Origin of the sequence: Niallia sp. FSL W8-1348, assembly GCF_038006745.1 — a bacterium.
Classification (GTDB): Bacteria; Bacillota; Bacilli; order Bacillales; family Cytobacillaceae; genus Niallia; species Niallia alba.
The window spans coordinates 421,202-444,264 of sequence record NZ_JBBOVV010000001.1 but is presented as its reverse complement, the minus strand read 5'-3'; the positions used below and the strand labels follow the sequence as shown (position 1 = coordinate 444,264).

Genomic DNA, 23,063 nt, shown 5'->3' with positions numbered 1-23,063 from the left:
GAGGTGAAATAATAATGGCTAATAAAAAACTTCATCCTTCTGTAGAAGAATTTAAAGCATTTGTAAAAGAAAATCCTAACGTATTGAAAGAAGCGAGAAGTGGGAAGGTGACTTTGCAGGAATTATATGAAGATTGGTATTTATTAGGTCCAAATGATGCGAGATGGGAAGGATTATTAGATGGTAGTACGATAAACTCCACAAAAAAGGAGGAAGAGACATCATCTAATCGAACTGTCTGGATGTCTAATATCGTTGATACATTAAAAAATATGGACCAAAATCAAATTCAGGGCTATTTAGCAAATTTAAATCAGGCTTTAGGAACAATACAAGGAGTCATTTCTCAATTTGCCCCGAATAGTGGTTCAAGCGGATCTTCTGCGTCAACAGAACAAAAACCTTCTGGCCCATTTTCATTTAGACAAGATTAAAATAGGGGGGATAATATGAGACAAAGTATAAAAGAATATATTGCGCAGAATTCAGAATTGCAACAATTTATCCGGGAACAGCCACAATGGTATAGACAATTAAGCAGAAATCCGAATCAATTAGAAGCCTTTGAGATTGCCTCACTCCATTATTATAAGAAAACCATTCCAGATCATGTACAAAAGTTTTCAAATGGTGTCCAAATGGCTTCGATGATGGTTAGCATGTTTCAAGCAATGAATGCTCAATCTTAATCATACTGTAATAACTGATACTTAGAGTAAAAAAAACATGAATGGTAATACTAACTTAAAAAGAAAATTCATTAATTACCAGGAGTGTTTACAGTGAAAAAAATTCGATTGATTTGTATTCCTGCTTTTCTTCTTTTTGCTGGGTGTGGAAACGATATACCTGATCCAGAAGTAAAACCAAAAAAAGAAGCGAATTATTTAATCCCAACTAATGCGGCTGTACAAGCCTCCTTATCCTATACAGGAAAAGATAATATGGATGTTCATCATATTGTAAAAGGAAACAAAGTGTTCGTTGAATGTAGAGTAAAGGATTATTCGTTCAGAGAAGACAGTAACGGAAAATTAGGAAAAGTAATAGTAGAGGTTGACGGTGCAAAAAAAGAATATTCTTCGGCGGCATTTGTAATCGAAGGACTAAAACCAGGAAAACATACGATCAATCTATCCATAGTTGATGTTGCTAACGAAACAACGAAATATAAAAAGTCATTTCCAATAATGATTAAAGAATAGAGTGGAAAAAGGAAAACGCAAACCTTTTCTTTCTTTTATCTTTCATGTAGAATAAGAGTTGGAGGTGAGCGAATACGTGCTTGCGACAACTGAAATATTCCTTATTCAAGAGGAAGCAGAAGAGATTGCAGAAATGATACTAGAGTCAGATGTTGCAGAACAATACCGTATTTGTTTGGCCAATCTACATTCAAATAAGGAAACACAGCAAAAAATTCATTCTTTTAACCAAATGAAAGAATTATATGAAGAAGTTCAGCGTTTTGGAAAATACCATCCTGAATACAAAAAAGTGATGATGGACATTAGACAGCTTAAACGCGATATGGATTTAGATGATAATGTAGCAGCATTTAAAGTAGCGGAGAATGGTTTACAAAAGCTCCTAGACGATGTTAGTGTCATTATCGGACGTTCTGTTTCTACTTTTATTAAAGTCCCAACAGGTAATCCATTTTTTGATGAACTTTCTGGTTGTTCTTCTGGTGGTTGTGGAAGTGGTGGAAGCTGTAGTTGTTCTGCATAATATACTAAAAAGCAATGATCGAATTTACGATCATTGCTTTTTTACTAGCATCGATTACTAGTTTGGCCATAAATGCTGATTCTAGCTTTTCTATTTTCTTTGCCTATGCTATGATGATAAATAATGGAATTTAAAGGGGTTAAATTATGCTAGGGCAACGGCAGGGAATTATTGTTTGGTTATTTTCACTAAAACAAGCAAAAATGTTAAGAAGATATGGGAATGTTCATTTTATTTCCAAAAAGTTAAAATATGTTGTGCTCTACACGAATCAAAGTGATGTAGAAAGCATAATGGAAAAAATTGATGCTCATTCTTTTGTTAAAAAAGTAGAGCCGTCTTATAAGCCATTTTTAAAGATGGAATTTGAAAATTCGCGACCAGATAAAGCGAAAGAATACGATTATAAAATGGGGATTTAATTAAGAAAGTAGTTTCTATTTCATGATTATCAGTGCTTGGTAAGAAATAGCCTGAGTTTATCCCACTCTTAACGGACAGTAAGCCTCCCCCTCAAGCTTATGAAAATACGAGGAAGATAAGAGGGAGAGCAACTGTCCGTAAAGGTCCGATTGGTTCAACTAACTATCAGTGGGGGAGGAAGGAACCCCACTGATAGAAGTTTCACTTTATCCCACTCTTAACGGCCAGTAAGCCTCCCCCTCAAGCTTATGAAAATACGAGGAAGATAGGTGGGAGAGCAACTGTCCGTAAAGGTCCGATTGGTTCAACTAACTATCAGTGGGGGAGGAAGGAACCCCCCACTGATAGAAGTTTCACTTTATCCCACTCTTAACGGCCAGTAAGCCTCCCCCTCAAGCTTATGAAAATACGAGGAAGATAGGTGGGAGAGCAACTGTCCGTAAAGGTCCGATTGGTTCAACTAACTATCAGTGGGGGAGGAAGGAACCCCCCACTGATAGAAGTTTCACTTTATCCCACTCTTAACGGCCAGTAAGCCTCCCCCTCAAGCTTATGAAAATACGAGGAAGATAGGTGGGAGAGCAACTGTCCGTAAAGGTCCGATTGGTTCAACTAACTATCAGTGGGGGAGGAAGGAACCCCCCACTGATAGAAGTTTCACTTTATCCCACTCTTAACGGCCAGTAAGCCTCCCCCTCAAGCTTATGAAAATACGAGGAAGATAGGTGGGAGAGCAACTGTCCGTAAAGGTCCGATTGGTTCAACTAACTATCAGTGGGGGAGGAAGGAACCCCCACTGATAGAAGTTTCACTTTATCCCACTCTTAACGGCCAGTAAGCCTCCCGCCTCAAGCTTATGAAAATATGAGGAAGATAGGAGGGAGAGCAACTGTCCGTAAAGGTCCGATTGGTTCAAGTAACCATGAGTGGGAGATGAAGAACCCCCGACTCATGGAAGTTTCCTTTATGAGCCGATAAATAAAAACAGTATTTTTGATGAAATTTGTTGGAGTATCGCTTTTCCACTAAATCATTCATAGATACTGTTTTTTTATGTGAAAAAGGAAGTGCAAATCAAAAAAAGCCTGCAGGCATGTACCTGCAGGCTCCTTCCACATCCTTATTTTCATAAGGAAAGAAGGTAAAGGGAGAGGAGAAACCGGAGGAAGAACTTATGGGGAAACGTAAGTCTTCTCCGCGGTTGGCAACAACATCCTCGAATAGATGCTGTTAATTACATTATCCCCATCAAGGGGACACTTATACATAAAATGTAATATTTTTTTAACAATGCGAGAAAAACTGATTTGCTTAGTATTTGATGAAAAGAAAGGCTTCATCAAATACTAAGCGAAAATCTTTAAAATGTTGGCTCTCTATTCCGTTTATGGTAGGATAGGGAAGGTAAAAGAAGTTGTTAAAGTAAAATAGGGTTGTGGTGATTAAAATGAGAGTTGTCTCCGGAAAGAATAAGGGGATTCCATTAAAAGCAGTGCCTGGTAACTCAACTAGACCAACTACAGATAAAGTGAAAGAGGCTATTTTTAATATGATAGGTCCATATTTTCAAGGAGGAGAAGGCCTTGATTTATTTGCTGGGAGTGGTGGACTAGGTATTGAAGCTTTAAGTAGAGGGCTGGATCTTGTTATTTTTGTAGACAGAGATGGAAAAGCGATACATACTATTAAAGAAAATCTTTCTATATGCAAATTAGATAGCCGAGCTGAGGTATATCGCAATGATGCGGATCGTGCTTTGAAAGCATTACAGAAAAGAGAAAAAAGATTCGATTATATTTTTTTAGATCCGCCATATAAAAAACAGCAATTAGAAAAAATGCTAACATTTATTGATGAAGCTGGTCTCTTAAAGGAAGAAGGAGTTATCGTTTGTGAACACGGTTCAGAAATTTCTTTACCTGAGGCAGTAAGCAGATTTCAACAAGTGAAACATGAAAAATACGGAATAATTGCGGTTTCTATTTATTCCTTACAAATTGGTACGGAGGACTAAGAAATGGCTAGTATAGCAGTTTGCCCAGGTAGTTTTGATCCGATAACCTATGGTCATATTGATATTATTAAACGATCAGCAAAGGTATTTGATCATGTATACATATGTGTATTGAATAATTCTGCCAAAAAACCTTTTTTCTCGGTAGAAGAAAGATTAGAGTTAATTAGAGAAGTAACAAAAGATATTCAGAACGTTTCTGTATCTTCTTATGAGGGACTTCTGATCGATTATGCAAAAAGTGTGAATGCGAATGCAATCATTAGAGGATTAAGAGCAGTATCAGATTTTGAATATGAAATGCAAATTACATCAATGAACCGTGTCTTATCAGATGATATTGAGACTTTCTTTATTATGACCAATAACCAGTATTCTTTCTTAAGTTCAAGTATAGTGAAAGAAGTGAGCAAGTATGATGGGGATATTTCTGAACTAGTTCCAAAGATTGTTCATGATGCACTAAGAGCGAAGTTTCATCAGAATCGTAAATAAAGCTTTTAAATAGTAGCGAATAAATAAAAGGACATATTGCCAAAAAAGAAGTAGTTGCATCTAATTCTTTTGGCAATGGATGTCCTTTTTTGCAGTTAGAATGTATAAATTTTCTGTAGCCAATTTGATGTTTAGTAGAAGTAGCCTATCGGTTAAGTGAATTTCCGATTATTTCTTCTGTGTAAGGAATATACCCCCTAAATGGGTGTCCTCCACTTTTCTTATATTTCTCTCCTTGGAATTAATCTTTTTATTAAAATAAAACAATATATCATTAAGGAAATAATGGTTACAATTGGTCCCCATGCACTTATATTTTCAAATATTTGTTGAAAGAAATCTCCTTCCTTGGTTACTCCGGGAATTACTATTGTCGGAGTGTCTTTTGCCAAGAAAGTTTTGTTAAAGAAGTCCCAAGCGATAAACGTATAGATTCCAGAGAAAATTGCTTGCATAATTCTTGCTATAAAAAATGGTTTAAAGCGAATGTCTGTCTGGGCAAGAATACTTGCGACCTGTGCTTGTACGCTTAATCCGCTAAATCCAAGAATACAGCTAGTTATAACAGCTTGATGCATGAGTGTGGATGTCTCTACATCACTCGTTAATTTACTTCCTAATGTAATCTCAAAAATGCCAGCGATAAAAGGAATGGTTAGATCAGCCGAAAATGTAAAGAAATGAAAAACTGATTCTAACAGGTTTGCAAAAAAGGAAGTAATATGTAAGTGGAATAGTAAACGATTAATAACGGAAAAAAGTATGATAAAGCCACCGATCATTAATAAAGATTGAATAGAGGAGGTTACAGCATCTCCCATTAGCTTACCAAGTGGACGCTTGTCTTTTAAACGAGTATGATGCAGTTCTCGTAAGGCTCTTTTCAAAGAGGCTCTTTCTCTTGGTTCTAACTTATTTCTTTCTGTATCCTTGCCGTGGAATCTCATAAATAGCCCAACTGTAAAATTGGCTAAGTAATGAGAGAAAGCCAATAGTAATCCGAGTTTTGGGCTATGGAAAAAAGAGGCTGAAACAGCGCCGATAATAAACATTGGATTAGAAGCATTAGAGAAAGAAACTAGTCTTTCTGCTTCCGTTCTAGTTAACTGTTTTTCCTCACGCATTCTTGCTGTTAATTTTGCTCCAGTTGGAAAGCCGGATACCATCCCCATTGCCCATACGAAACCGCCTACTCCAGGGACTTTAAAGAGAGGGCGCATAATGGGTTCTAACAAAACACCGATAAAACGAACAACACCAAAGCCTATTAATATTTCAGATAGTATAAGGAAAGGAAGAAGTGAAGGAAAAACAATCGTCCACCAAGTGTTAAGTCCGTTTTTGGAAGCATCTACCGCCACCCCTGGAAAGGAAATCAGGGCAAGAGCTAAAAGTGATGCAGATAAAGCGAGTACGATTGTCTTCAATTTTGAGCGTAACAAATTATATTGCTCCCCCTTCAAATATAAATAGTAGGTTTTTATTCTCGTCTATGTAAGGAAGGCTGTTTGAAAGTTTTTATGTAAAAAAAGAGATACTTGTACACAAACAGCCTAAAGAATATCCCTCTACCAATCAATATACTCATAACCTCCAAAAAAAGACCATAAGATTATATAGATTGTTATTTTGATAAGAATAGGTGGGACGATATGGAACGCCCGAAAATTGGATTAGCGCTAGGTTCAGGGGGAGCAAGGGGATTTGCTCATATTGGGGTGATAAAAATATTGAGAGAAGAGAATATTCCAATAGATTATATAGCTGGCAGCAGCATAGGGGCGATTATTGGCTGCCTATATGCTGCTGGTTCTGATATACAGCGGTTATATACGTTATCAAAGTTCTTTAAAAGGAAATATTACTTGGATTTTACTGTTCCCAAAATGGGCTTTATTGCTGGGAAGAGGGTGAAGGAATTAATTCATTTATTCACCTATGGAAAGAATCTTGAAGATTTGGATATCCCTGTTGCTGTTGTGGCAGCCGATTTATTAACAGGAGAAAAGGTTGTATTTAAGAAAGGGGCAATAGCTGATGCCGTTCGTGCCAGTATTTCTATTCCGGGTATATTTGTTCCAGAAAAAATGAATGGGAGATTGCTAGTAGATGGGGGAGTAATCGATCGCGTACCTGTTTCGGTTTTAAAGGAAATGGGAGCAGATATCATTATTGCAGTAGATGTAGCTAAAGTAAATGTAAATACAGAAATTTCGAATATTTATGATGTGATTATGCGTTCATTAGATATCATGCAAATGGAATTAGTCGAATCAAGAGAATTTGCTAGTGATGTAATGATCAAGCCGCCTGTTGAAATGTTTAATAGCAAAGCATTTACTGATTTAGAAAAAATCATTGAGATAGGAGAAGAAGAAACGAAGAAATATATAAAAGTGATTATAAAAGAAATTAAGAAAAGAAAAGCTAATGAGAAGAAGTAACAAAATAAAGTAGCGCATAGCAAGCAAGCGCTACTTTATTTTGTTGCCCCTTTTCAATAGAAATTACTTCATAATAGGAGGCTTGGAATAATCCATCTCTAGCAACTTTTGCTGAGCAGCAACCGGCACACCTAATGCATAAATTTGGGAGGCTCGTACGTCCAATACTATTTTCTCTTTTTCAAAAGAAGAAAGCTTACTAATGATAGGAAGAAGAAATTGCTTCTTTTTTTCCTTTAAATACAAACGACCATTTGCTGTTGTTCCGAGTAAGCGAATATATGCTGGCTTGGAGTAAGTTTGCATTTCTTCTTTTTTAGTATTTGTTAGAATATGTACACAAATTCTTTGCAGTCTTGTCCAAGTATACCTTTTCGTTTTTAGTAAGCGGATAAAGTCCTGAAATGATGATGCTTCTTTCACATATTTAAGAAAGCGGTATTCTATTCCTTCTTCTATTTCATAAATGGTGGAAAGTTCTTCTGCTGTTGTTTGCAACAGCCGGAATTTTAAATAGCTCCAGTAATTCTCCCATGTATGATAAGTAAGATACGTTTCTTTATACTGTTGTAGCGCTTGATAACTACTAGAAGGAAGGAAGGGTTCAATCGTTGTTAATGATCCTGCTGTCTGTAACAATTCTTCTCTTATACTTGTAGCGCTTGCTATCGTATCAGAAGTGAATTTTTTATCATGGTAATCAGCTTTAATACGAGCAACCGTGCAAACTTGCATTGGATAAGCATTTGAACGAACTGACTTGTAGTACTCATATCCCAGTATGTTATTAGGCATATGAAGATTGAGTCCTTGTGTTTTATTTACACTTGTTAATTCCTGGATAGCGCATGATTTTGCTTTTGGATAACTCATGCCTTGTTTCATATACTCTTTTACAAGTCTATCTTCTTCATCCTTTTTTTCCGCCAACAGGTTAAAAATAGAATCAAATTCGTTTATGTTTCCTGATTCACTTCCGAAGCATAAGTAGTCACAGCCTAAGCTGTGGAGAATTTCTACTGCTCCAGAAGCAAATACGGCTGCATGCTGTGTGGCAAAAGGATAAGGAAGCTCCACAATAAGATCTATTCCGTTTTCCAGCGCCATTTCTGCTCGAGACCATTTGGAAATAAGTGCAGGTTCCCCACGCTGGAGAAAAGGACCACTCATAACAGCTATTACAATCTCTGCTTGTGTTAATTCTTTCGCTTTTTGGATATGATACAAATGACCATTATGAAATGGATTATATTCTACAACAACACCAACTGCCTTCATCACAATCTCCCTAATCATTTTTCTGAAAAAACATTAAAATGAATGCTTTATTAGTAAAAGTTTATCCTAAAAACATTGGTTATAAAAGAGAAACCTATTTGCGTCAGTATGGTTTTCTTTAGTTTTCCTATTGAAAAACAACACTCCTCACAAGCTTAAAGCTTAAATCAAGAGCAAAGAACTGGTGATTATATCAAAGTTTTGGTTGCAATTCTGTTGATTATGGGTAGAATAGAAAAGAAATCGAAATAAATAAGGGAATAATCACTTATCCACTTATTATTTACTGTAAAGAAAAAATATTGACAAATAATTATATGAAAGCTATAATTACCTTTGTTGCCTTGGGGTGATATATATGAAATGGACGTTAAGCCAGTTACAAAAATTTCGAAGTAAGGGATTGCCAATTGATGAAACAATAAATATGGATGTGATTAAAGAAACAGATCCAACCATAAGAAAAGTATCTCCTATTCATATAACAGGACGTACAGATATTGATTCAACGAAAGTGACTTTTCATTTAAATATAAAAGGATCTCTCGTGCTACCTTGCTCTCGTACTTTAGTAGACGTGGATTATCCAATTAATGTTGAAACAACAGAAACCTTCCTATTAAAAGTTTCAGAATATGAAACAGACGAAGAGGAAGTTCATCAAGTAAAAGGGGATGTAATTGACTTAGAGCCAATTATTGCTGAAATTCTTTTACTTGAGGTACCGATGCAAGTCTTCTGTGAAGATACGAAAGAAGAGGGTGCTCCTCAGTCAGGTAATGATTGGGAAGTTATCCAAGAGCAAGATTTACAGGATAAGAAAGTAGATCCTCGTCTTGCCGGACTTGCTAAGTTTTTTGAAAATGAGTAAATAAACTCATAGTTAATTATGCAAAAGAAACATGTGAGATTGGAATCATCTTTTCTCATTACTTTCTTAATACTCTTTAAGGAGGTGGGACGAATGGCTGTACCTTTTAGAAGAACATCTAAAACTGCAAAGAGAAAACGTCGTACACATTTTAAATTACAAGTGCCTGGTATGGTAGAATGCCCTAACTGTGGTGAAATGAAACTTGCTCACCGTGTATGCAGCGCTTGCGGAACATACAAAGGGAAAGAAGTTGTAAGCAACTAATTATCTTTTTTGTTGATTAAAAGCACAAGAACTTTGGTTCTTGTGCTTTTTTCCATTTAACCATTTTTAGAATAAAGTCTTTTTTTGAGACGTAATAGGAATACATAGTGAAGGGTGATGGAGAGTGATTGTCGTTAGTTCTTGTTTAGCAGGGTTGAGGGTCCGGTATAATGGAACAGATTGTTTGAATGACAACGTGGAAAAGCTGTTGAAAATGAAAGAAGTAAAGACAGTTTGCCCAGAACTAATGGGAGGATTCTCTACTCCGAGGGAACCAGCAGAGATCATTGGCGGAAATGGCTACGATGTTATCGATGGCAATGCAATAGTAAAAGATGCAAGCGGAAATGATGTAACGCAAATGTACATAGATGGAGCTTATAAAACATTAGAATTTGTTAAAAGCGTAAAAGCTGAAATAGTAGTGTTAAAAGAAAATAGTCCTTCATGTGGTAGCAGCCATATATATACTGGCTTTTTTGATGGAACCAAAAAGGAAGGAGTGGGGGTAACCACTGCGATTTTAAGAAGAAATGGTATCAAAGTGGTTTCAGAGGAAGAATTATTATGATGATTTTTTTCTAAAGATAATATTTTTTAGATGCTATATAAATGTTATTTTTCAGAACAGCATTCAGTTATTTTTTCTTTTTCATTATGAATAAATCAGTCTATCTTTTCTAGTAGATGCATATGTATGAATAAAAAACACTAGGAGGGTATACTGATGACAACAACAAGACAAGATGCTTGGTCAAAAGATGAAGATATTTTGCTTGCCGAAATCGTTCTTCGTCATATTAGAGAAGGCGGTACGCAGCTTCAAGCATTTGAAGAAGTGGGGAAGCTATTATCAAGAACAAGTGCAGCATGTGGATTTCGATGGAATTCATATGTACGCAAACAATATAAATCTGGTATTGAACTTGCCAAAAAACAAAGAAAGCAATTAAAAAAGACAAATGGAACAGAAGAATTTTCTGCAGATGAAGCAATTGTCCAGCCTTCCGCTTCTCCAGCACCAATACAGAATCAATTCGATGAAATGATTCTATATTTAAAAGATTTATATGATAAAGCAACGAAATGGGAGCAAGAAAATATTGATTCTTCCACTGTGAAAGAGAAAACAAAGGAATTGGAAGAAAAACTGACGTTGCTAAAGAAGGAAAATGAAGAGTTACAAAGCGAATTAGACTCTATGGAAGGCGCTTATAAAGCATTAGTTGATTTAATGGAGAAAGCAAGACAAATGGTGGTTTTTAAAGATGAGGATAAATTGCCAAAGGGTTAATTAAGTTATTTTTCTCTTACATTAAAATGATAACATTATATGTGTCAATAATGGATAGGTTATATGACTTATTGCAGGAGGGATCCTGTCAGTTAGGTAAAGTGTCCGCTCGACTCCTGTTTAGAATAGCGATGCAGAGGAGACTCACTAGAAGTTTGTTCCCTCCATTTTCGCTATAGGAAAGCGAGCGGTGTTTTTTATAAATTAAAAATGCGAGTATATCATTTGAATTTTGAAATTCTAAATTCTAGAGACTTGAAACGACGGTTAATTATTCCCTTCTAATTTCTCTCCGATGGATGTAAACATTCTATTCCCCCCATCAAAATGATTAAATTCTTCATTGTTTATCGATTATTTCAATCATTCTTCATTTTTTCTTTTTATTGGATTTTAATGATAGAAAAATAGAGTGTGTAAATAAGTAAATAACCCTATTTCTTTCTGTTGGTCATAATGGAGGTCTTTATAACATCGAACAGAGCATGCTTTTCACTAATCTCTGTTCCACTTAGCGACGATAGCACAATAGTAATGAATAAGTTTTTTTATCTTCCTATGCTTTTCGTACTAACAAACATTTCAGAAAATGTTAAAATAGAACTAACGATAACTTGAAACGGTAAAGGAGCTTCGAATGAAAATTGGAATTATTGGAGCTGGGGCAATTGGCTTATTGTGTGCTTACCAGTTAGAGGAAAAGTATGACGTTACTTTATACGTTCGGTCAAAGAACCAGTATGAGCAAATTAAGCAGAGTGGAATTTATTATAAGGTTAAGGAGGAAAAGAAGGCTCGAACTATAAATGTGCGATATTTTGAAGAGTGGAATGGACTAGAAGAGCTTACGATTGTGACGGTAAAGCAATATCAATTAGCGCCTATTTATGAAAAGATGGAAGCTTTTGGAACGCAAATAAAAGCAATGTGTTTTCTTCAAAATGGAATGAGTCATATAGAGAAAATCAAGAACATGGAAGTTGCTAATGTATTGATTGGAATTGTTGAGCATGGAGCCATGAAGGAAGATGCGCATACGGTAATACATACTGGAATTGGAGCAACAAAATTAGCTTGTGTAAAAGGGGAAATGGAAGAAATACTCGTTTCGCTAACAACAATGACTAATGAAGTTTTTCCGTTCATAAAGGAATATGATTATAAGACGATGATGCAAAAAAAATTAGTGGTAAATAGTATTGTAAATGGTTTAACTAGTATTTTGCAGGTGCAAAATGGTCAGTTATTGGAAAATGGTCACTATGCTCAATTAGCAAATATGTTCATGAATGAAGTGTTAGAGATTTTAACGATAACAGAAGTTGATAAAAAGATGTATCGAGATTATTGTTTGGATGTTATACGAAATACTGCCTTAAATAAATCTTCCATGTTAAAGGATATAGAAGCAGGGAGACCAACGGAAATAGACGCTATTTTGGGTTACATACTAGAGGAAGCTAAAAAGAAACAAAAGAATGCACCAATTGCATCCACTATTTATTATATGATTAAAGGAAAAGAACGAGAAGGAGAGGAGTTTTATCGATGATTAATGTAACTTCACAGCTTATTAGTTTTCTCGTTGTTTTTCCGATATTTACATTATTTATTGTTTTTGTTATTAGTAAGCTAATTACAAAAAAACAACGGCTTTCTATTCAGCTAGCAATAGATATTAGCACGATCTTTTTTATTCTGTCTGTACATTTTCTTATTCAATCCATTTGGAATACATCTTTCTTATTATATATTGTTATTTTTATCTTGTTGATTGGAATGTTATTTGTTATTATGCATTGGAAGTTTAAAGCAGAAATCGAATATAAAAAAGTATTTAAAGGGATTTGGCGTGTAACATTTCTGCTTTTTTTCACTTTATATGTTGGATTAATCGTTTACGGTCTTTTACTATCTATATTAAAAGCAATGGGAATAGTGTAATAGCGCCTGCAACTTGGTAATAGAAATACAACCAAATTAACGATTTATTTTTATTACTGACAGTTTATGAATGAATAGCTGGTTATGGACTGGCAGAAGCTATAAGCAACTTTTTTTCTTTTATATAAAAGGGATGCTATACTTTTCTATGTAACAAAATATGATAATCGATGTTTCTTTCATTAGTACTAGTGTTAAGGGAGAAGCTCGTGGTTGGCTCCTATTATTGAAGGGGTTTTATTAATAAGGAATTAATACATAAAAGTAAAAGGAAAACTCGAATTGGAGAAAGGAAGTACATAGATGGAGATGATAAATCTCTCTTTGCCTGTGGCAAATAAGTTCGTAACAGATTATTTAGAACAAAAGAATAGTACGAAAGATTTTTTTCATTATTCTTATCTTGATAAAGGTAGTTATGAGAAGAGAGTGAAAGAATTAGAAGCAAGATCTTTTATGAGAAATGATGTTGCGGACTATATTGAAGCTTATATGAAAAATTTTCCTCAAAGTGATAAGGTGAGGCATTCCATTGCTAAATTACGAATGGAAAATAGTGTGGTGGTTATTGGCGGGCAGCAAGCAGGAGTATTAACTGGTCCGCTGTATTCGATTCATAAAGTAATTAGTATAATCCTTTTAGCAAAACAAAAAGAAGAAGAATTGGATATCCCGGTCGTCCCTGTATTCTGGGTAGCTGGAGAGGATCATGATTATCTAGAAATCAATCATATATACACACCAAGCAAGGAAAAAATGAAGAAAGTTGTATTTCCACAAAGAGTACTAGATAAAAGAATGGCTTCAGATATAGAACTTGATAAACAGGTCTGTACAGACTGGCTGGAAACAATCATCGAATCTTATGGGGAAACAGATCATTCCCAGTCTTTATTACAACTTTTGCAAAAGGCAGTTGATGAGTCTACAACAATTGTTGACTTCTTTAGTTATTTGACAATGAGCTTATTTAAAGATTATGGGTTGTTACTTGTTGATTCTGGTGATAAAGAAATTCGTAAGTTAGAAAAAGAAATTTTTCTAAAACAAATCAATGAATTTCAACAATTGGCGGATGCAGTGTCCACCCAACAGAAATTAGTACAGGAAAATGGATATTCCCTTGTTATTGAAATGGCAGAGAATCCAGTTAACTTGTTTTATTACGATGATACAGAGCAAGAAAGAGTGTTGCTGCAATATGATGAAAGAGGCAACCGTTTTGTTGGAAAAGACAAAATCGTATCTTTTACATTCGATGAATTAAAAGAAATAGCAAGTGAATTCCCTCAAAAATTAAGTAATAATGTCGTTACAAGGCCAATAACACAAGATCTTCTATTTCCAACGTTAGCGTTTATTGGCGGACCTGGAGAAATTGCTTATTGGGCAGAACTAAAAAAGGCGTTTGAACACTTAGAAATAAAAATGCCACCCGTAGTTCCCCGTCTAAATATTACTCTGTTAGAGAGAAGTGTGGAAGCAGATATAGAAGAACTAAAACTATCTATGAAAGATGTTCTTATAAATGGAACATCGGAAAAATGTGCACAATTTTTACAGTCAGTTTCAAATGAAAAGATTGCTCGGTTGCTAAGTGAGGTTAAAGACGTAATTGAAACCAAATACAATCAGATTGAAGAAGAAATAAAAGCAGGGCATAAAGGTTTATTGCCATTATTGGAAAAAAATGAAGATTTTCTAATCAGTCAAGTAGAATTTATGCAAAATAAAGTTGATGATTCAGTGAAATTAAAACATGAAGTAATAGTGAATAAATTTAGTCGAATCGAACAAAATTTAAAGCCTGAAGGTTCCCCACAAGAAAGAATCTGGAACATTACTTATTTCTTAAATAAATACGGGATTGATATTCTTCAAGATGTTATGGAATTACCAATGACTTTTGATGGAACCCATAAAGTTGTTAAGTTATAAGGAAGAAGAAATGGAAACAGTCCTAATTATAGGGCGGTCAGACTGTAGACAAATCCCTGAATTTTAGAAATAGAGGTTTGTATATAGTATATTTATTATTCTCTTTGAATAGGGATGTTGTTTTCCGCTTCAGGGGTTCGCTTTCCGTGGGGCTCGCGCTGACCGCTTCGGCTTACAGCTGATGGGTCTCAGCTGTCTCGCTAATGAGACCACTGAAAAAGTCTTTTTTTCGTGCGAAATGAAGAGCAAGCATATTTGAAAGTGAAAATAAGGTTGGTTTGGAGAGGCGTCCGCTCGACTCCTATGGGAGCTGCGAGAAAGTCCGAGACCCCGCAGGAACGTAGTGACGAGGAGGCTTGGCGCTCGCCCCATGGAAAGCGAGCGGACGCCTCGGAAAACAAATCCATCATCTTATGTTTAAAAAGTGGCTATTGCCCATCATCATTAACTAGCCAGTTTTTCAGTGCCCACCTCGCTAATCCCACAGGAGTCTCACCCCCCCACTCCAAGCAACGCATGAAAATTCTATTTAAGTTTCTAAAAATCTTTTTGTCGACAAACTGACCGTCCTAATTATAGGGCGGTTTTTTGTTATTATTATGTGTTTTTTAGTAGAGGTAAGGATGCTATTCCAATAACCTTTTAGAAATATCACAGGTTATTAACCAAAATTTGCAACGATCAAACCTTTTTATCTTTTCAAAATTATTATTTTTATTGCAGGAAATAAACAAAATAGCTAGAATTAAATTTAATAGTGGAGGAAAGTGGGGGAATGTGGTACATTGAGGTTAGAAAGTGGGGGACAAGGGTATGTTTATGGGGGAATATCATCATAATGTCGATGCAAAAGGACGTATCATTGTGCCTGCTAAGTTTAGAGAGAACTTAGGTGAAACCTTTATTCTAACCCGTGGCCTCGATCGATGTCTTTTCGGTTACCCACTAACGGAATGGGAGATAATTGAAGACAAGCTTAAGCAATTGCCTTTAACTAAAAAGGATGCTCGAGCATTTACCCGTTTTTTCTTCTCCGGAGCAACAGAATGCGAAATAGATAAACAAGGTCGCATAAATATTGCCTCCCCCTTATTTCAATATGCACAGCTTGAGAAAGAATGTGTTATTCTAGGTGTTTCAAATCGTATTGAAATTTGGGATAAACAAGAGTGGGAAAATTATTTTTCAGAATCAGAGGATTCTTTTGCAGAAATTGCAGAGAATATGATTGGATTCGATATTTAATTTTTTTCATTATGTACATAATAAATACTACCTACAAGAAAAATTTATAGACAGGTGTGGATTCATGTTTAATCATACAACAGTTTTACTAAATGAAGCGGTCGATGCCCTTGATATTAAGCCAGATGGAATTTATGTGGATTGTACATTAGGCGGAGCAGGGCATAGCGAATTAATTCTTTCCAGATTATCAGGTAGTGGAAGATTAATAGCGTTCGATCAAGATGAAATAGCAATAAAAAATGCCCAAGAGAAATTAGCACCATATAAGGACAGATTGACCATTGTCAAAAGTAATTTCCGCTATTTAGAAGAAGAAATTCATCACTTAGGTATTACTCATGTAGATGGGATTCTTTATGATTTAGGTGTTTCTTCCCCGCAATTGGATACCCCTGAGCGTGGATTTAGTTATCACCATGATGCGCCATTAGATATGCGCATGGATAATGAAGCAGATGTGACTGCATATGATGTTGTAAATTCTTGGTCATATGAATCATTAGTTAAAATTTTCTTTCGTTATGGGGAAGAAAAATTCTCCAAACAAATAGCAAGAAAAATTGAGGCAGCAAGAGAAACTCATCCGATCGAAACAACAGGAGAGTTGGTTGAATTAATTAAAGAGGCCATTCCAGCCCCTGCAAGAAGAAAAGGTGGCCACCCTGCTAAAAGAGTGTTTCAAGCGATACGAATTGCAGTCAATGATGAATTAGGAGTATTTGAATCTTCATTAGAGCAAGCGATCAAGTTATTAAATACAGGCGGAAGAATTAGTGTTATCACGTTTCATTCCCTTGAGGACAGAATCTGTAAGTCGGCATTTAAAAAAGCGAGTGAACTGCCGCCATTACCGCCAGGACTTCCAGTCATTCCAGATGAGTTTAAGCCGGAATTGAAATTAGTAACAAGAAAGCCAATTGTTCCATCAGAAGAAGAATTAGAATTTAATAACAGAGCAAGATCAGCAAAATTACGTGTTGCTGAAAAACAATAACAAAAGGGTGCAGGAGGTAATTAAATGAGCAATTTAGCGAGAAAAATTCAACAGGATCATTATCAACATCAAGAAGAAAAACAGTCGGTTAAAAAGGTTATTAAACAGACTAAATCATTATTATCTCCTGGTGAGAAGATTATCGGAATCGCCTTTGTTGCCATTATTTGTTTTGGCGGTGTGAAAATCGTGAGCAACCAAGCAGAGATTTATCAAGTCAACAAAGAAATTCAAGTCACACAAAATGCTGTCAATTCTATTGAAAAGTCAAATAAGGAATTAGATACACAGGTTAAGAATTTAAGTAGCTTTGAGCGTTTACGTGAAGTAGCAGGTAAATTAGGTTTAGATTTTAGTAAAGACAGTGTAAAGGTTGTGCATTAAGCAATGATTCGAAAACAGCCTAATATTAATTTTGGAGCAGCCATCCTCTTTGTTCTCTTTTGTCTGCTCTTTTTTGTTTTAGTTATTCGGTTTGTCTATATTCAGGCAACAGGAGAAGTGTCTGGTGTAGAACTTGCTGCACAAGCAGAAAAAAAACATAATACTTCTCGTATATTAGAGGCATCTAGAGGTAGTATATTGGACCGTAATGGAGAAGTAATTGCAGAGGATGCAGTTTCCTATAAACTTGTTGCAGTAACAGATGAAAAGTTAAGTGAGCATGACAAGAACAACCCCGTTCATGTCAAAGATCCGGAAACAACATCTAGAGAACTAGCAAAATATATCGATTTAACAGAGTCAGAGATTTATAGAATTTTAACAAAAGAGGGAGCTAAACAAGTGGAATTTGGAAAGGCAGGTAAGGACCTTTCCTATGAAACCAAAAAGAAAATTGAAGATTTGAAGCTCCCTGGCATTCAGATCGTTGAAGGCAAAAAGAGATTTTATCCGAATGGTATTTTTGCTTCCCATGTAATTGGATATTTAGAAGAATCAGATGGCAAAGAAACGGGTAGACTTGGCATCGAAGAAAGTTTAAACAAAATGCTAACAGGAACAAATGGTAGCATGCAGTATAGCAAGGATATTTGGGGTTATATTTTACCAAACAGTAAGGATAAAATTGTGCCTGCAAAAAATGGTAATGATGTTTATTTAACGCTCGATAAAAAAATTCAATCCTTTTTAGAGGATACCATGAATAAAGTGAATGATGAATATAATCCTGCGAAAATGATTGCAATCGTAGCTAATCCAAAAACAGGAGAAATTTTAGCGATGAGTCAAAGACCATCGTTTGATCCTGAAACAAGAGAAGGAATTACCGACTCTTGGCATAATGAAGCGATCGAAACCAATTATGAACCAGGATCTACGATGAAAATATTTACCTTAGCGGCAGCTGTTGAAGAAGGGGTATTTAACCCAAATGAAGAATATAAGTCGGGTCGATATGAAGGAATAGGCGATCATAACGGTGGTGTAGGTTGGGGATCTATTTCCTATTTGGAAGGTGTTCAACGATCTTCCAATGTAGCCTTTGCAAAACTAGCCAAAGAAAAAATAGGCTTTGATACATTTAGAGAATACTTAACGAAATTTGGTCTTGATCAAACAACAGGGATTGACCTTCCAAGAGAAGCGAATAGCTCTATTGTGTTTAACTGGCCAATCGAAAAAATTACGACAGCTTTTGGTCAAGGTACAGCATTAACACCAATTCAACAAATCCAAGCAGCGACAGCAGTGGCGAACGATGGGAAAATGGTGAAGCCGTACGTAATCGAGCAAATTAAAGATTCGAATACCGGAGAAGTAATAAAAAAAGGCGAGACTCAAGTTGCCGGGACACCGATTTCAGCTGAAACAGCCAAAGAGGTTCGCGATATTCTTGAGACAGTTATTACAAGCAAAAAAGGGACAGGTTATAAAAAATTTAATATTGATGGCTATCCGGTTGCTGGTAAAACAGGAACAGCGCAAATTCCTAAAAGTGGCGGCGGCTATTTAACAGGCAGTGATAATTATATTTTTTCATTTTTAGGAATGGCCCCAAAAGATGATCCTGAGTTAATCATGTATGTTGCTGTACAGCAGCCAGAACTGAAGGAAACAGAGGTAGGTTCTGAACCTGTTGCGGAAATTTTCACTTCTGTTATGAAGAGCAGTCTTCAATATATGGATATTGTTCCAACTGAAGGAGAAGCTTCGAAACCAATTGCAATTCCGAATTTAAGTGGAATGACTGCAGAAGAAGCGAAGAAAATTCTAGCAGATAAGGGGTTAAATGCGATTATTATCGGAGACGGTAAAACAGTGGAAGAACAACTTCCAGTCAAAGGTGAGACTTATCTAAAAGGAGAAAAAGTTATTTTAAAGACAAATGGTAAAGAAACAGTTCCTAATATGAAGGGCTGGTCATTACGTGATGTGTTAAAAGTAGCAGATTTAAATAAATTAAAGCTTGAAATCTCCGGAAGTGGATATGTATCTTCTCAAAGCATTAAAGCTGGGTCAAAGGTTAAAGAAAATGATAAATTAACGGTTAAGTTAAAAGAGCCGGAGTAAGAGGGTAAGCTCTACTACATTTTTGAGATGTGGTGGAGCTTTTTTGTTGGAGATGGACAAGGTATTGTATACTAGAAATAAGAGTTGAATTTGTAACTCTTTAAAATTAATAGGAGGGGTGAAAGTTGTATAAAAAAAGAAAGAAACCACCAGAATTAGCTTTGTTAAAATCATTAAATAGCCGGATGGAATTATCAGATGAAATGAAGCTGAGAGACTACAATCATAAAAAAGGTTGGGAAGGAGAGAGGCGGTTTGATGATTATTTAAGGAATTTAGCTCAAAATAGTATTATATTAAATGATTTATTACTGCAATCAAACCAAACGACATTTCAAATCGACTCCTTATTGATAGAAGGAGAAGCACTCCATCTCTATGAAATTAAGAACTATGAAGGTGATTTTTATTATGAAAATGATCGATTCTATAAGAAAAACAATAAAGTAGAAATCAATAATCCTATTACTCAATTAAAACGAACCGATTCCTTATTAAGACAATTAATTCATCAACTTGGTTATTCCATTCCAATTGTCCCTCATGTTGTTTTTGTAAACCAAAAATTCACCTTATATCAAGCTCCACTTCATTTGCCTATCATTTATCCTACTCAATTAAATCGTTATGTTAAATCATTAGAAATGAACAGAACACAAGTGAAAAAACAGCATACGACCTTAGCTGAAAAGTTGATAGCTCTTCATATGAATGAATCATCTTATCGAAGAATTTCAAGCTATACCTATGATGAGCTTAAGAAAGGAATCCTTTGTGATAAATGTAACTCACTGATCATTTCAGCAGAACGTTCAATGATCAAATGTGATGCATGTGGATATACAGAAAGCTTGGATAAAGCTGTTTTACGAAGTGTTGAAGAGTTTAAGCTGCTTTTTCCAGAAAGAAAGATAACGACAAAAGAAATTTATGACTGGTGTCTGATCTCGGGAGAAATGCGAAGAATTAAGAGAATATTAGATAAGCATTATAGGCTTATTGGTGTACATCAATGGGCGTACTATGAGTGAAAGATAGTGGTGGGGTCTAGCAATTTATTTGTTTTATTGGATAAAAGCTGAAAGTAAACTTAGTAAAAAGAAAAAACAGTGGTCATTGGAGGGAGAATCGCGAAATTAATTGAAAGGTAAGGGAAAGAGGCGTTCATTAAGGGAATGAACGCCAAAATAAACAGGGGAATGAGCAAAAGTGGTTTTCATCAAGGGAATGAACGCCAAAATAAACAGAGGAATGAGCAAAAGTGGTTTTCATTAAGGGAATGAACGCCAAAATAAACAGGGGAATGAGCAAAAGTGGTTTTCATCAAGGGAATGAACGCCAAAATAAACAGAGGAATGAGCAAAAGTGGTTTTCATCAAGGGGATGAACGCCAAAATAAAGAGAAGAAGCGGGAAAAGTGGTTTTCATCAAGGGAATGAACACTAAAATAAACAAAAGAAGCAGCAAAAGTAGCGATCACCAAGAAAATGACCAACAAAATAATCAGAAAAAGAAAAGAAACCCACTTTCATCAGTAAAAAACCCCCTCAATCCCTCCCCGAAAAGGAACAAATACTAAACGTTCTATTCCTTTTCGTACAAGCATATATTTCAATTGAGCTAGTATAAAGGGGGTTCCATCTGTATGCGGGTTTCAAACGTAACCGTCCGGAAACGATTATTGATAGCGCTGGTTGCTGGGATAATTATTTTCTTTATTATTGATGCAAGATTAGCGTATGTTCAATTTTTTCTGGGGGACGAGCTTACAACTAAAGCGAAAAATTTATGGAGTCGGCAAATTGCTTTTGAGCCACAACGTGGAGAGATTTTGGATCGTAATGGAATAGCGCTGGCAACAAATGTTAGTGCACCAACAGTTTATATAGTACCACGACAGCTTAAAGATCCAGCAGATACGGCAGAAAAGCTTGCAAAAGTATTAGAAGCAGATAAAGAATCTGTTTATAAGCAGATTATTCAAAAGGAGATGAGCGTTCGCTTAAAAGAAGGAAGGAAAATTACGCATGAAAAAGCAAAAAAAGTTCGTGCGCTTGATATAGATGGTGTCTATATTGGAGAAGATTCCAAGAGATCCTATCCTTTCGGAAATTATTTATCCCATGTTTTAGGGTTTGCAGGCATTGATAATCAAGGGTTAATTGGCTTAGAACTAGAATATGATGATGAGTTAAAAGGAAAAAAAGGGTCTGTTCAATATTATTCTGATGCGAAAGGTCAAAGAATGAATGATATGGCTGATGCTTATGAAGCTCCAGTAAATGGAAATGATTTAGTACTGACGATTGATACAAAAATTCAAACGATTGTAGAGAGAGAATTGGATATTGCAGAACAAACGTATGAACCTGAATCAATTATAGCATTGGCGATGAATCCAAAGACTGGTGAAGTTTTGGCGATGTCTAGTCGTCCAGGATTTGATCCTTCAGATTTTCAAAATGTTGATTCAAAAGTTTATAATCGAAATTTACCAATTTGGAGTTCATACGAACCAGGTTCTACTTTTAAAATCATCACTTTGGCAGCAGCTCTCGAAGAAGGAAAAGTAGATTTAGACAAGGACACTTTTTATGATAAGGGCTACGCCGAAGTAGGCGGAGCTAAGTTGAAATGTTGGAAGAGAGGCGGACATGGTTCGCAAACATTCTTGGAAGTTGTTCAAAACTCTTGTAACCCAGGTTTTGTGGAGTTAGGGGAACGTCTAGGAAAAGATAAGCTTTTTCAATATATTCGTGATTTTGGGTTTGGACAGAAAACAGGCATCGATTTACAGGGGGAGTCAAAAGGGATATTGTTTAACATGGACAGAGTAGGACCAGTAGAGCAAGCAACTACTGCGTTTGGTCAAGGGGTTGCAGTAACGCCAATTCAACAAGTAACAGCGCTCTCGGCAGCAATTAATGGAGGAACGCTATATACTCCTTATGTGGCGAAAGAATTAATTGATCCAGCCACTGGTGAAGTAGTCATGGAGAAGAAGCCTGTTGCAAAAAGAAAGGTTGTTTCTGAAGAAACATCCAAAGAAGTGAGAAGGGCATTAGAAAATGTTGTTGCAAAAGGATCCGGAGGTAAAGCCTTTGTGGAAGGGTATCGGGTTGGTGGAAAAACAGGAACAGCCCAAAAAGCATCGGGTGGAAGATATTTAGAGAATAACTATATTCTTTCTTTTATTGGGTTTGCACCTGCCGATGACCCAGAACTAGTCGTCTATGTGGCAGTAGATAATCCAAAAGGAACCATACAATTTGGTAGTGCTGTTGCTGCACCAATCGTTGGGGCTATTATGGGAGATAGCTTAAGAGCGTTAGGTGTTGAACCGCGTAAAGACCAAATTGATAAAGTATATAAATATCCAGAAAATCCATTAATAGAAGTGCCTGATCTTGTAGGTCATACGAAAAAAGACATTAGTGAAATGTTTATTAATCTTAAAATAGAATCAAGTGGAAGTGGAGATACCGTTATCAAGCAATCCCCTGAACCAGGAACAAAAGTAAAGGATGGCTCCACAATATTGGTTCAATTTAATTAATTAGATAAAATGCGGCCGATTTCTACGTGCCGCATTTTGTCCTATAGGATAA

The 23,063-nt window shown here is 35.8% G+C and carries 24 protein-coding genes; 22 read left to right on the top strand and 2 right to left on the bottom strand.

Annotated features, from left to right (window positions below):
* The first annotated feature begins 14 nt into the window (after positions 1–14).
* The 7 genes from NST60_RS02265 (at position 15) to coaD (ending at position 4,663) form a co-directional block, all read left to right on the top strand.
* On the top strand, positions 15–434 hold the full coding sequence (locus NST60_RS02265; RefSeq protein WP_101730072.1) for a YlbD family protein: 420 nt from the start codon (positions 15–17) through the stop codon (positions 432–434).
* Positions 435–449: 15 nt separating this feature from the next.
* Entirely contained in the window at positions 450–689 is a 240-nt protein-coding gene (locus NST60_RS02260; RefSeq protein WP_016200982.1) for a YlbE-like family protein, read from the top strand.
* 93 nt (positions 690–782) lie between these two features.
* Complete coding sequence (locus tag NST60_RS02255) at positions 783–1,205, top strand: hypothetical protein (protein WP_016200983.1); 423 nt, start codon at positions 783–785, stop codon at positions 1,203–1,205.
* A gap of 76 nt (positions 1,206–1,281) precedes the next feature.
* Complete coding sequence (locus NST60_RS02250) at positions 1,282–1,731, top strand: YlbF family regulator (RefSeq protein WP_016200984.1); 450 nt, start codon at positions 1,282–1,284, stop codon at positions 1,729–1,731.
* Positions 1,732–1,877: 146 nt separating this feature from the next.
* On the top strand, positions 1,878–2,153 hold the full coding sequence (locus tag NST60_RS02245; RefSeq protein ID WP_016200985.1) for a YlbG family protein: 276 nt from the start codon (positions 1,878–1,880) through the stop codon (positions 2,151–2,153).
* 1,448 nt (positions 2,154–3,601) lie between these two features.
* Positions 3,602–4,168 carry a 16S rRNA (guanine(966)-N(2))-methyltransferase RsmD gene (gene rsmD / locus NST60_RS02240; protein ID WP_169189647.1) on the top strand — a complete coding sequence of 189 codons (567 nt, stop codon included), beginning with the start codon at positions 3,602–3,604 and terminating at the stop codon, positions 4,166–4,168.
* 3 nt (positions 4,169–4,171) lie between these two features.
* On the top strand, positions 4,172–4,663 hold the full coding sequence (gene coaD, locus NST60_RS02235) for a pantetheine-phosphate adenylyltransferase (protein ID WP_016200987.1): 492 nt from the start codon (positions 4,172–4,174) through the stop codon (positions 4,661–4,663).
* 221 nt (positions 4,664–4,884) lie between these two features.
* Here the strand turns inward: coaD and ylbJ are convergent, their stop codons facing one another.
* A complete protein-coding gene (ylbJ, locus tag NST60_RS02230) occupies positions 4,885–6,105 on the bottom strand; it encodes a sporulation integral membrane protein YlbJ (RefSeq protein WP_169188337.1) in 1,221 nt (406 codons plus the stop codon).
* A gap of 210 nt (positions 6,106–6,315) precedes the next feature.
* On the opposite strand from ylbJ, the gene NST60_RS02225 reads away from it, so the two are divergent.
* The gene (locus NST60_RS02225) at positions 6,316–7,107 is read left to right on the top strand and encodes a patatin-like phospholipase family protein (RefSeq protein ID WP_341098069.1); all 792 of its coding nucleotides are present in this window, start codon (positions 6,316–6,318) and stop codon (positions 7,105–7,107) included.
* Between the two features lie 63 nt (positions 7,108–7,170).
* Here the strand turns inward: NST60_RS02225 and NST60_RS02220 are convergent, their stop codons facing one another.
* Positions 7,171–8,385 (bottom strand): nucleotidyltransferase, encoded by a 1,215-nt coding sequence (locus NST60_RS02220; protein WP_169188338.1) that lies wholly within the window; start codon positions 8,383–8,385, stop codon positions 7,171–7,173.
* Between the two features lie 358 nt (positions 8,386–8,743).
* Between NST60_RS02220 and NST60_RS02215 the strand changes: the two genes are divergently transcribed.
* From NST60_RS02215 to NST60_RS02150, 14 genes are all read left to right on the top strand, one after another.
* Positions 8,744–9,256: a YceD family protein gene (locus NST60_RS02215; protein WP_016200992.1), complete on the top strand. Its 513-nt coding sequence runs from the start codon at positions 8,744–8,746 to the stop codon at positions 9,254–9,256.
* Positions 9,257–9,349: 93 nt separating this feature from the next.
* Positions 9,350–9,523, top strand: coding sequence for a 50S ribosomal protein L32 (rpmF, locus tag NST60_RS02210; RefSeq protein ID WP_016200993.1), 174 nt, complete (start codon positions 9,350–9,352; stop codon positions 9,521–9,523).
* A gap of 124 nt (positions 9,524–9,647) precedes the next feature.
* Positions 9,648–10,094, top strand: coding sequence for a DUF523 domain-containing protein (locus NST60_RS02205; RefSeq protein WP_169188339.1), 447 nt, complete (start codon positions 9,648–9,650; stop codon positions 10,092–10,094).
* A gap of 156 nt (positions 10,095–10,250) precedes the next feature.
* Positions 10,251–10,817: an RsfA family transcriptional regulator gene (locus NST60_RS02200; protein ID WP_016200995.1), complete on the top strand. Its 567-nt coding sequence runs from the start codon at positions 10,251–10,253 to the stop codon at positions 10,815–10,817.
* Positions 10,818–11,454: 637 nt separating this feature from the next.
* Positions 11,455–12,369, top strand: a complete 915-nt coding sequence (locus tag NST60_RS02195) for a 2-dehydropantoate 2-reductase (protein ID WP_169188340.1) — start codon at positions 11,455–11,457, stop codon at positions 12,367–12,369.
* Complete coding sequence (locus tag NST60_RS02190; protein ID WP_016200998.1) at positions 12,366–12,761, top strand: DUF3397 domain-containing protein; 396 nt, start codon at positions 12,366–12,368, stop codon at positions 12,759–12,761. Before NST60_RS02195 ends, NST60_RS02190 begins: the two co-directional genes overlap by 4 nt.
* 303 nt (positions 12,762–13,064) lie before the next feature.
* The gene (bshC, locus tag NST60_RS02185) at positions 13,065–14,699 is read left to right on the top strand and encodes a bacillithiol biosynthesis cysteine-adding enzyme BshC (RefSeq protein ID WP_169188341.1); all 1,635 of its coding nucleotides are present in this window, start codon (positions 13,065–13,067) and stop codon (positions 14,697–14,699) included.
* A gap of 813 nt (positions 14,700–15,512) precedes the next feature.
* The gene (gene mraZ, locus NST60_RS02180; RefSeq protein ID WP_016200999.1) at positions 15,513–15,944 is read left to right on the top strand and encodes a division/cell wall cluster transcriptional repressor MraZ; all 432 of its coding nucleotides are present in this window, start codon (positions 15,513–15,515) and stop codon (positions 15,942–15,944) included.
* Positions 15,945–16,008: 64 nt separating this feature from the next.
* The gene (gene rsmH, locus NST60_RS02175; RefSeq protein WP_016201000.1) at positions 16,009–16,941 is read left to right on the top strand and encodes a 16S rRNA (cytosine(1402)-N(4))-methyltransferase RsmH; all 933 of its coding nucleotides are present in this window, start codon (positions 16,009–16,011) and stop codon (positions 16,939–16,941) included.
* 24 nt (positions 16,942–16,965) lie between these two features.
* Entirely contained in the window at positions 16,966–17,325 is a 360-nt protein-coding gene (gene ftsL, locus NST60_RS02170; protein ID WP_016201001.1) for a cell division protein FtsL, read from the top strand.
* 3 nt (positions 17,326–17,328) lie between these two features.
* Positions 17,329–19,455: a penicillin-binding protein gene (locus NST60_RS02165; RefSeq protein WP_224428031.1), complete on the top strand. Its 2,127-nt coding sequence runs from the start codon at positions 17,329–17,331 to the stop codon at positions 19,453–19,455.
* 125 nt (positions 19,456–19,580) lie between these two features.
* Positions 19,581–20,486, top strand: coding sequence for a nuclease-related domain-containing protein (locus NST60_RS02160; protein WP_169188343.1), 906 nt, complete (start codon positions 19,581–19,583; stop codon positions 20,484–20,486).
* A gap of 282 nt (positions 20,487–20,768) precedes the next feature.
* Positions 20,769–20,894 (top strand): hypothetical protein, encoded by a 126-nt coding sequence (locus NST60_RS02155; protein ID WP_263479827.1) that lies wholly within the window; start codon positions 20,769–20,771, stop codon positions 20,892–20,894.
* A gap of 206 nt (positions 20,895–21,100) precedes the next feature.
* On the top strand, positions 21,101–23,011 hold the full coding sequence (locus NST60_RS02150) for a stage V sporulation protein D (RefSeq protein WP_016201005.1): 1,911 nt from the start codon (positions 21,101–21,103) through the stop codon (positions 23,009–23,011).
* Positions 23,012–23,063: the final 52 nt, after the last annotated feature.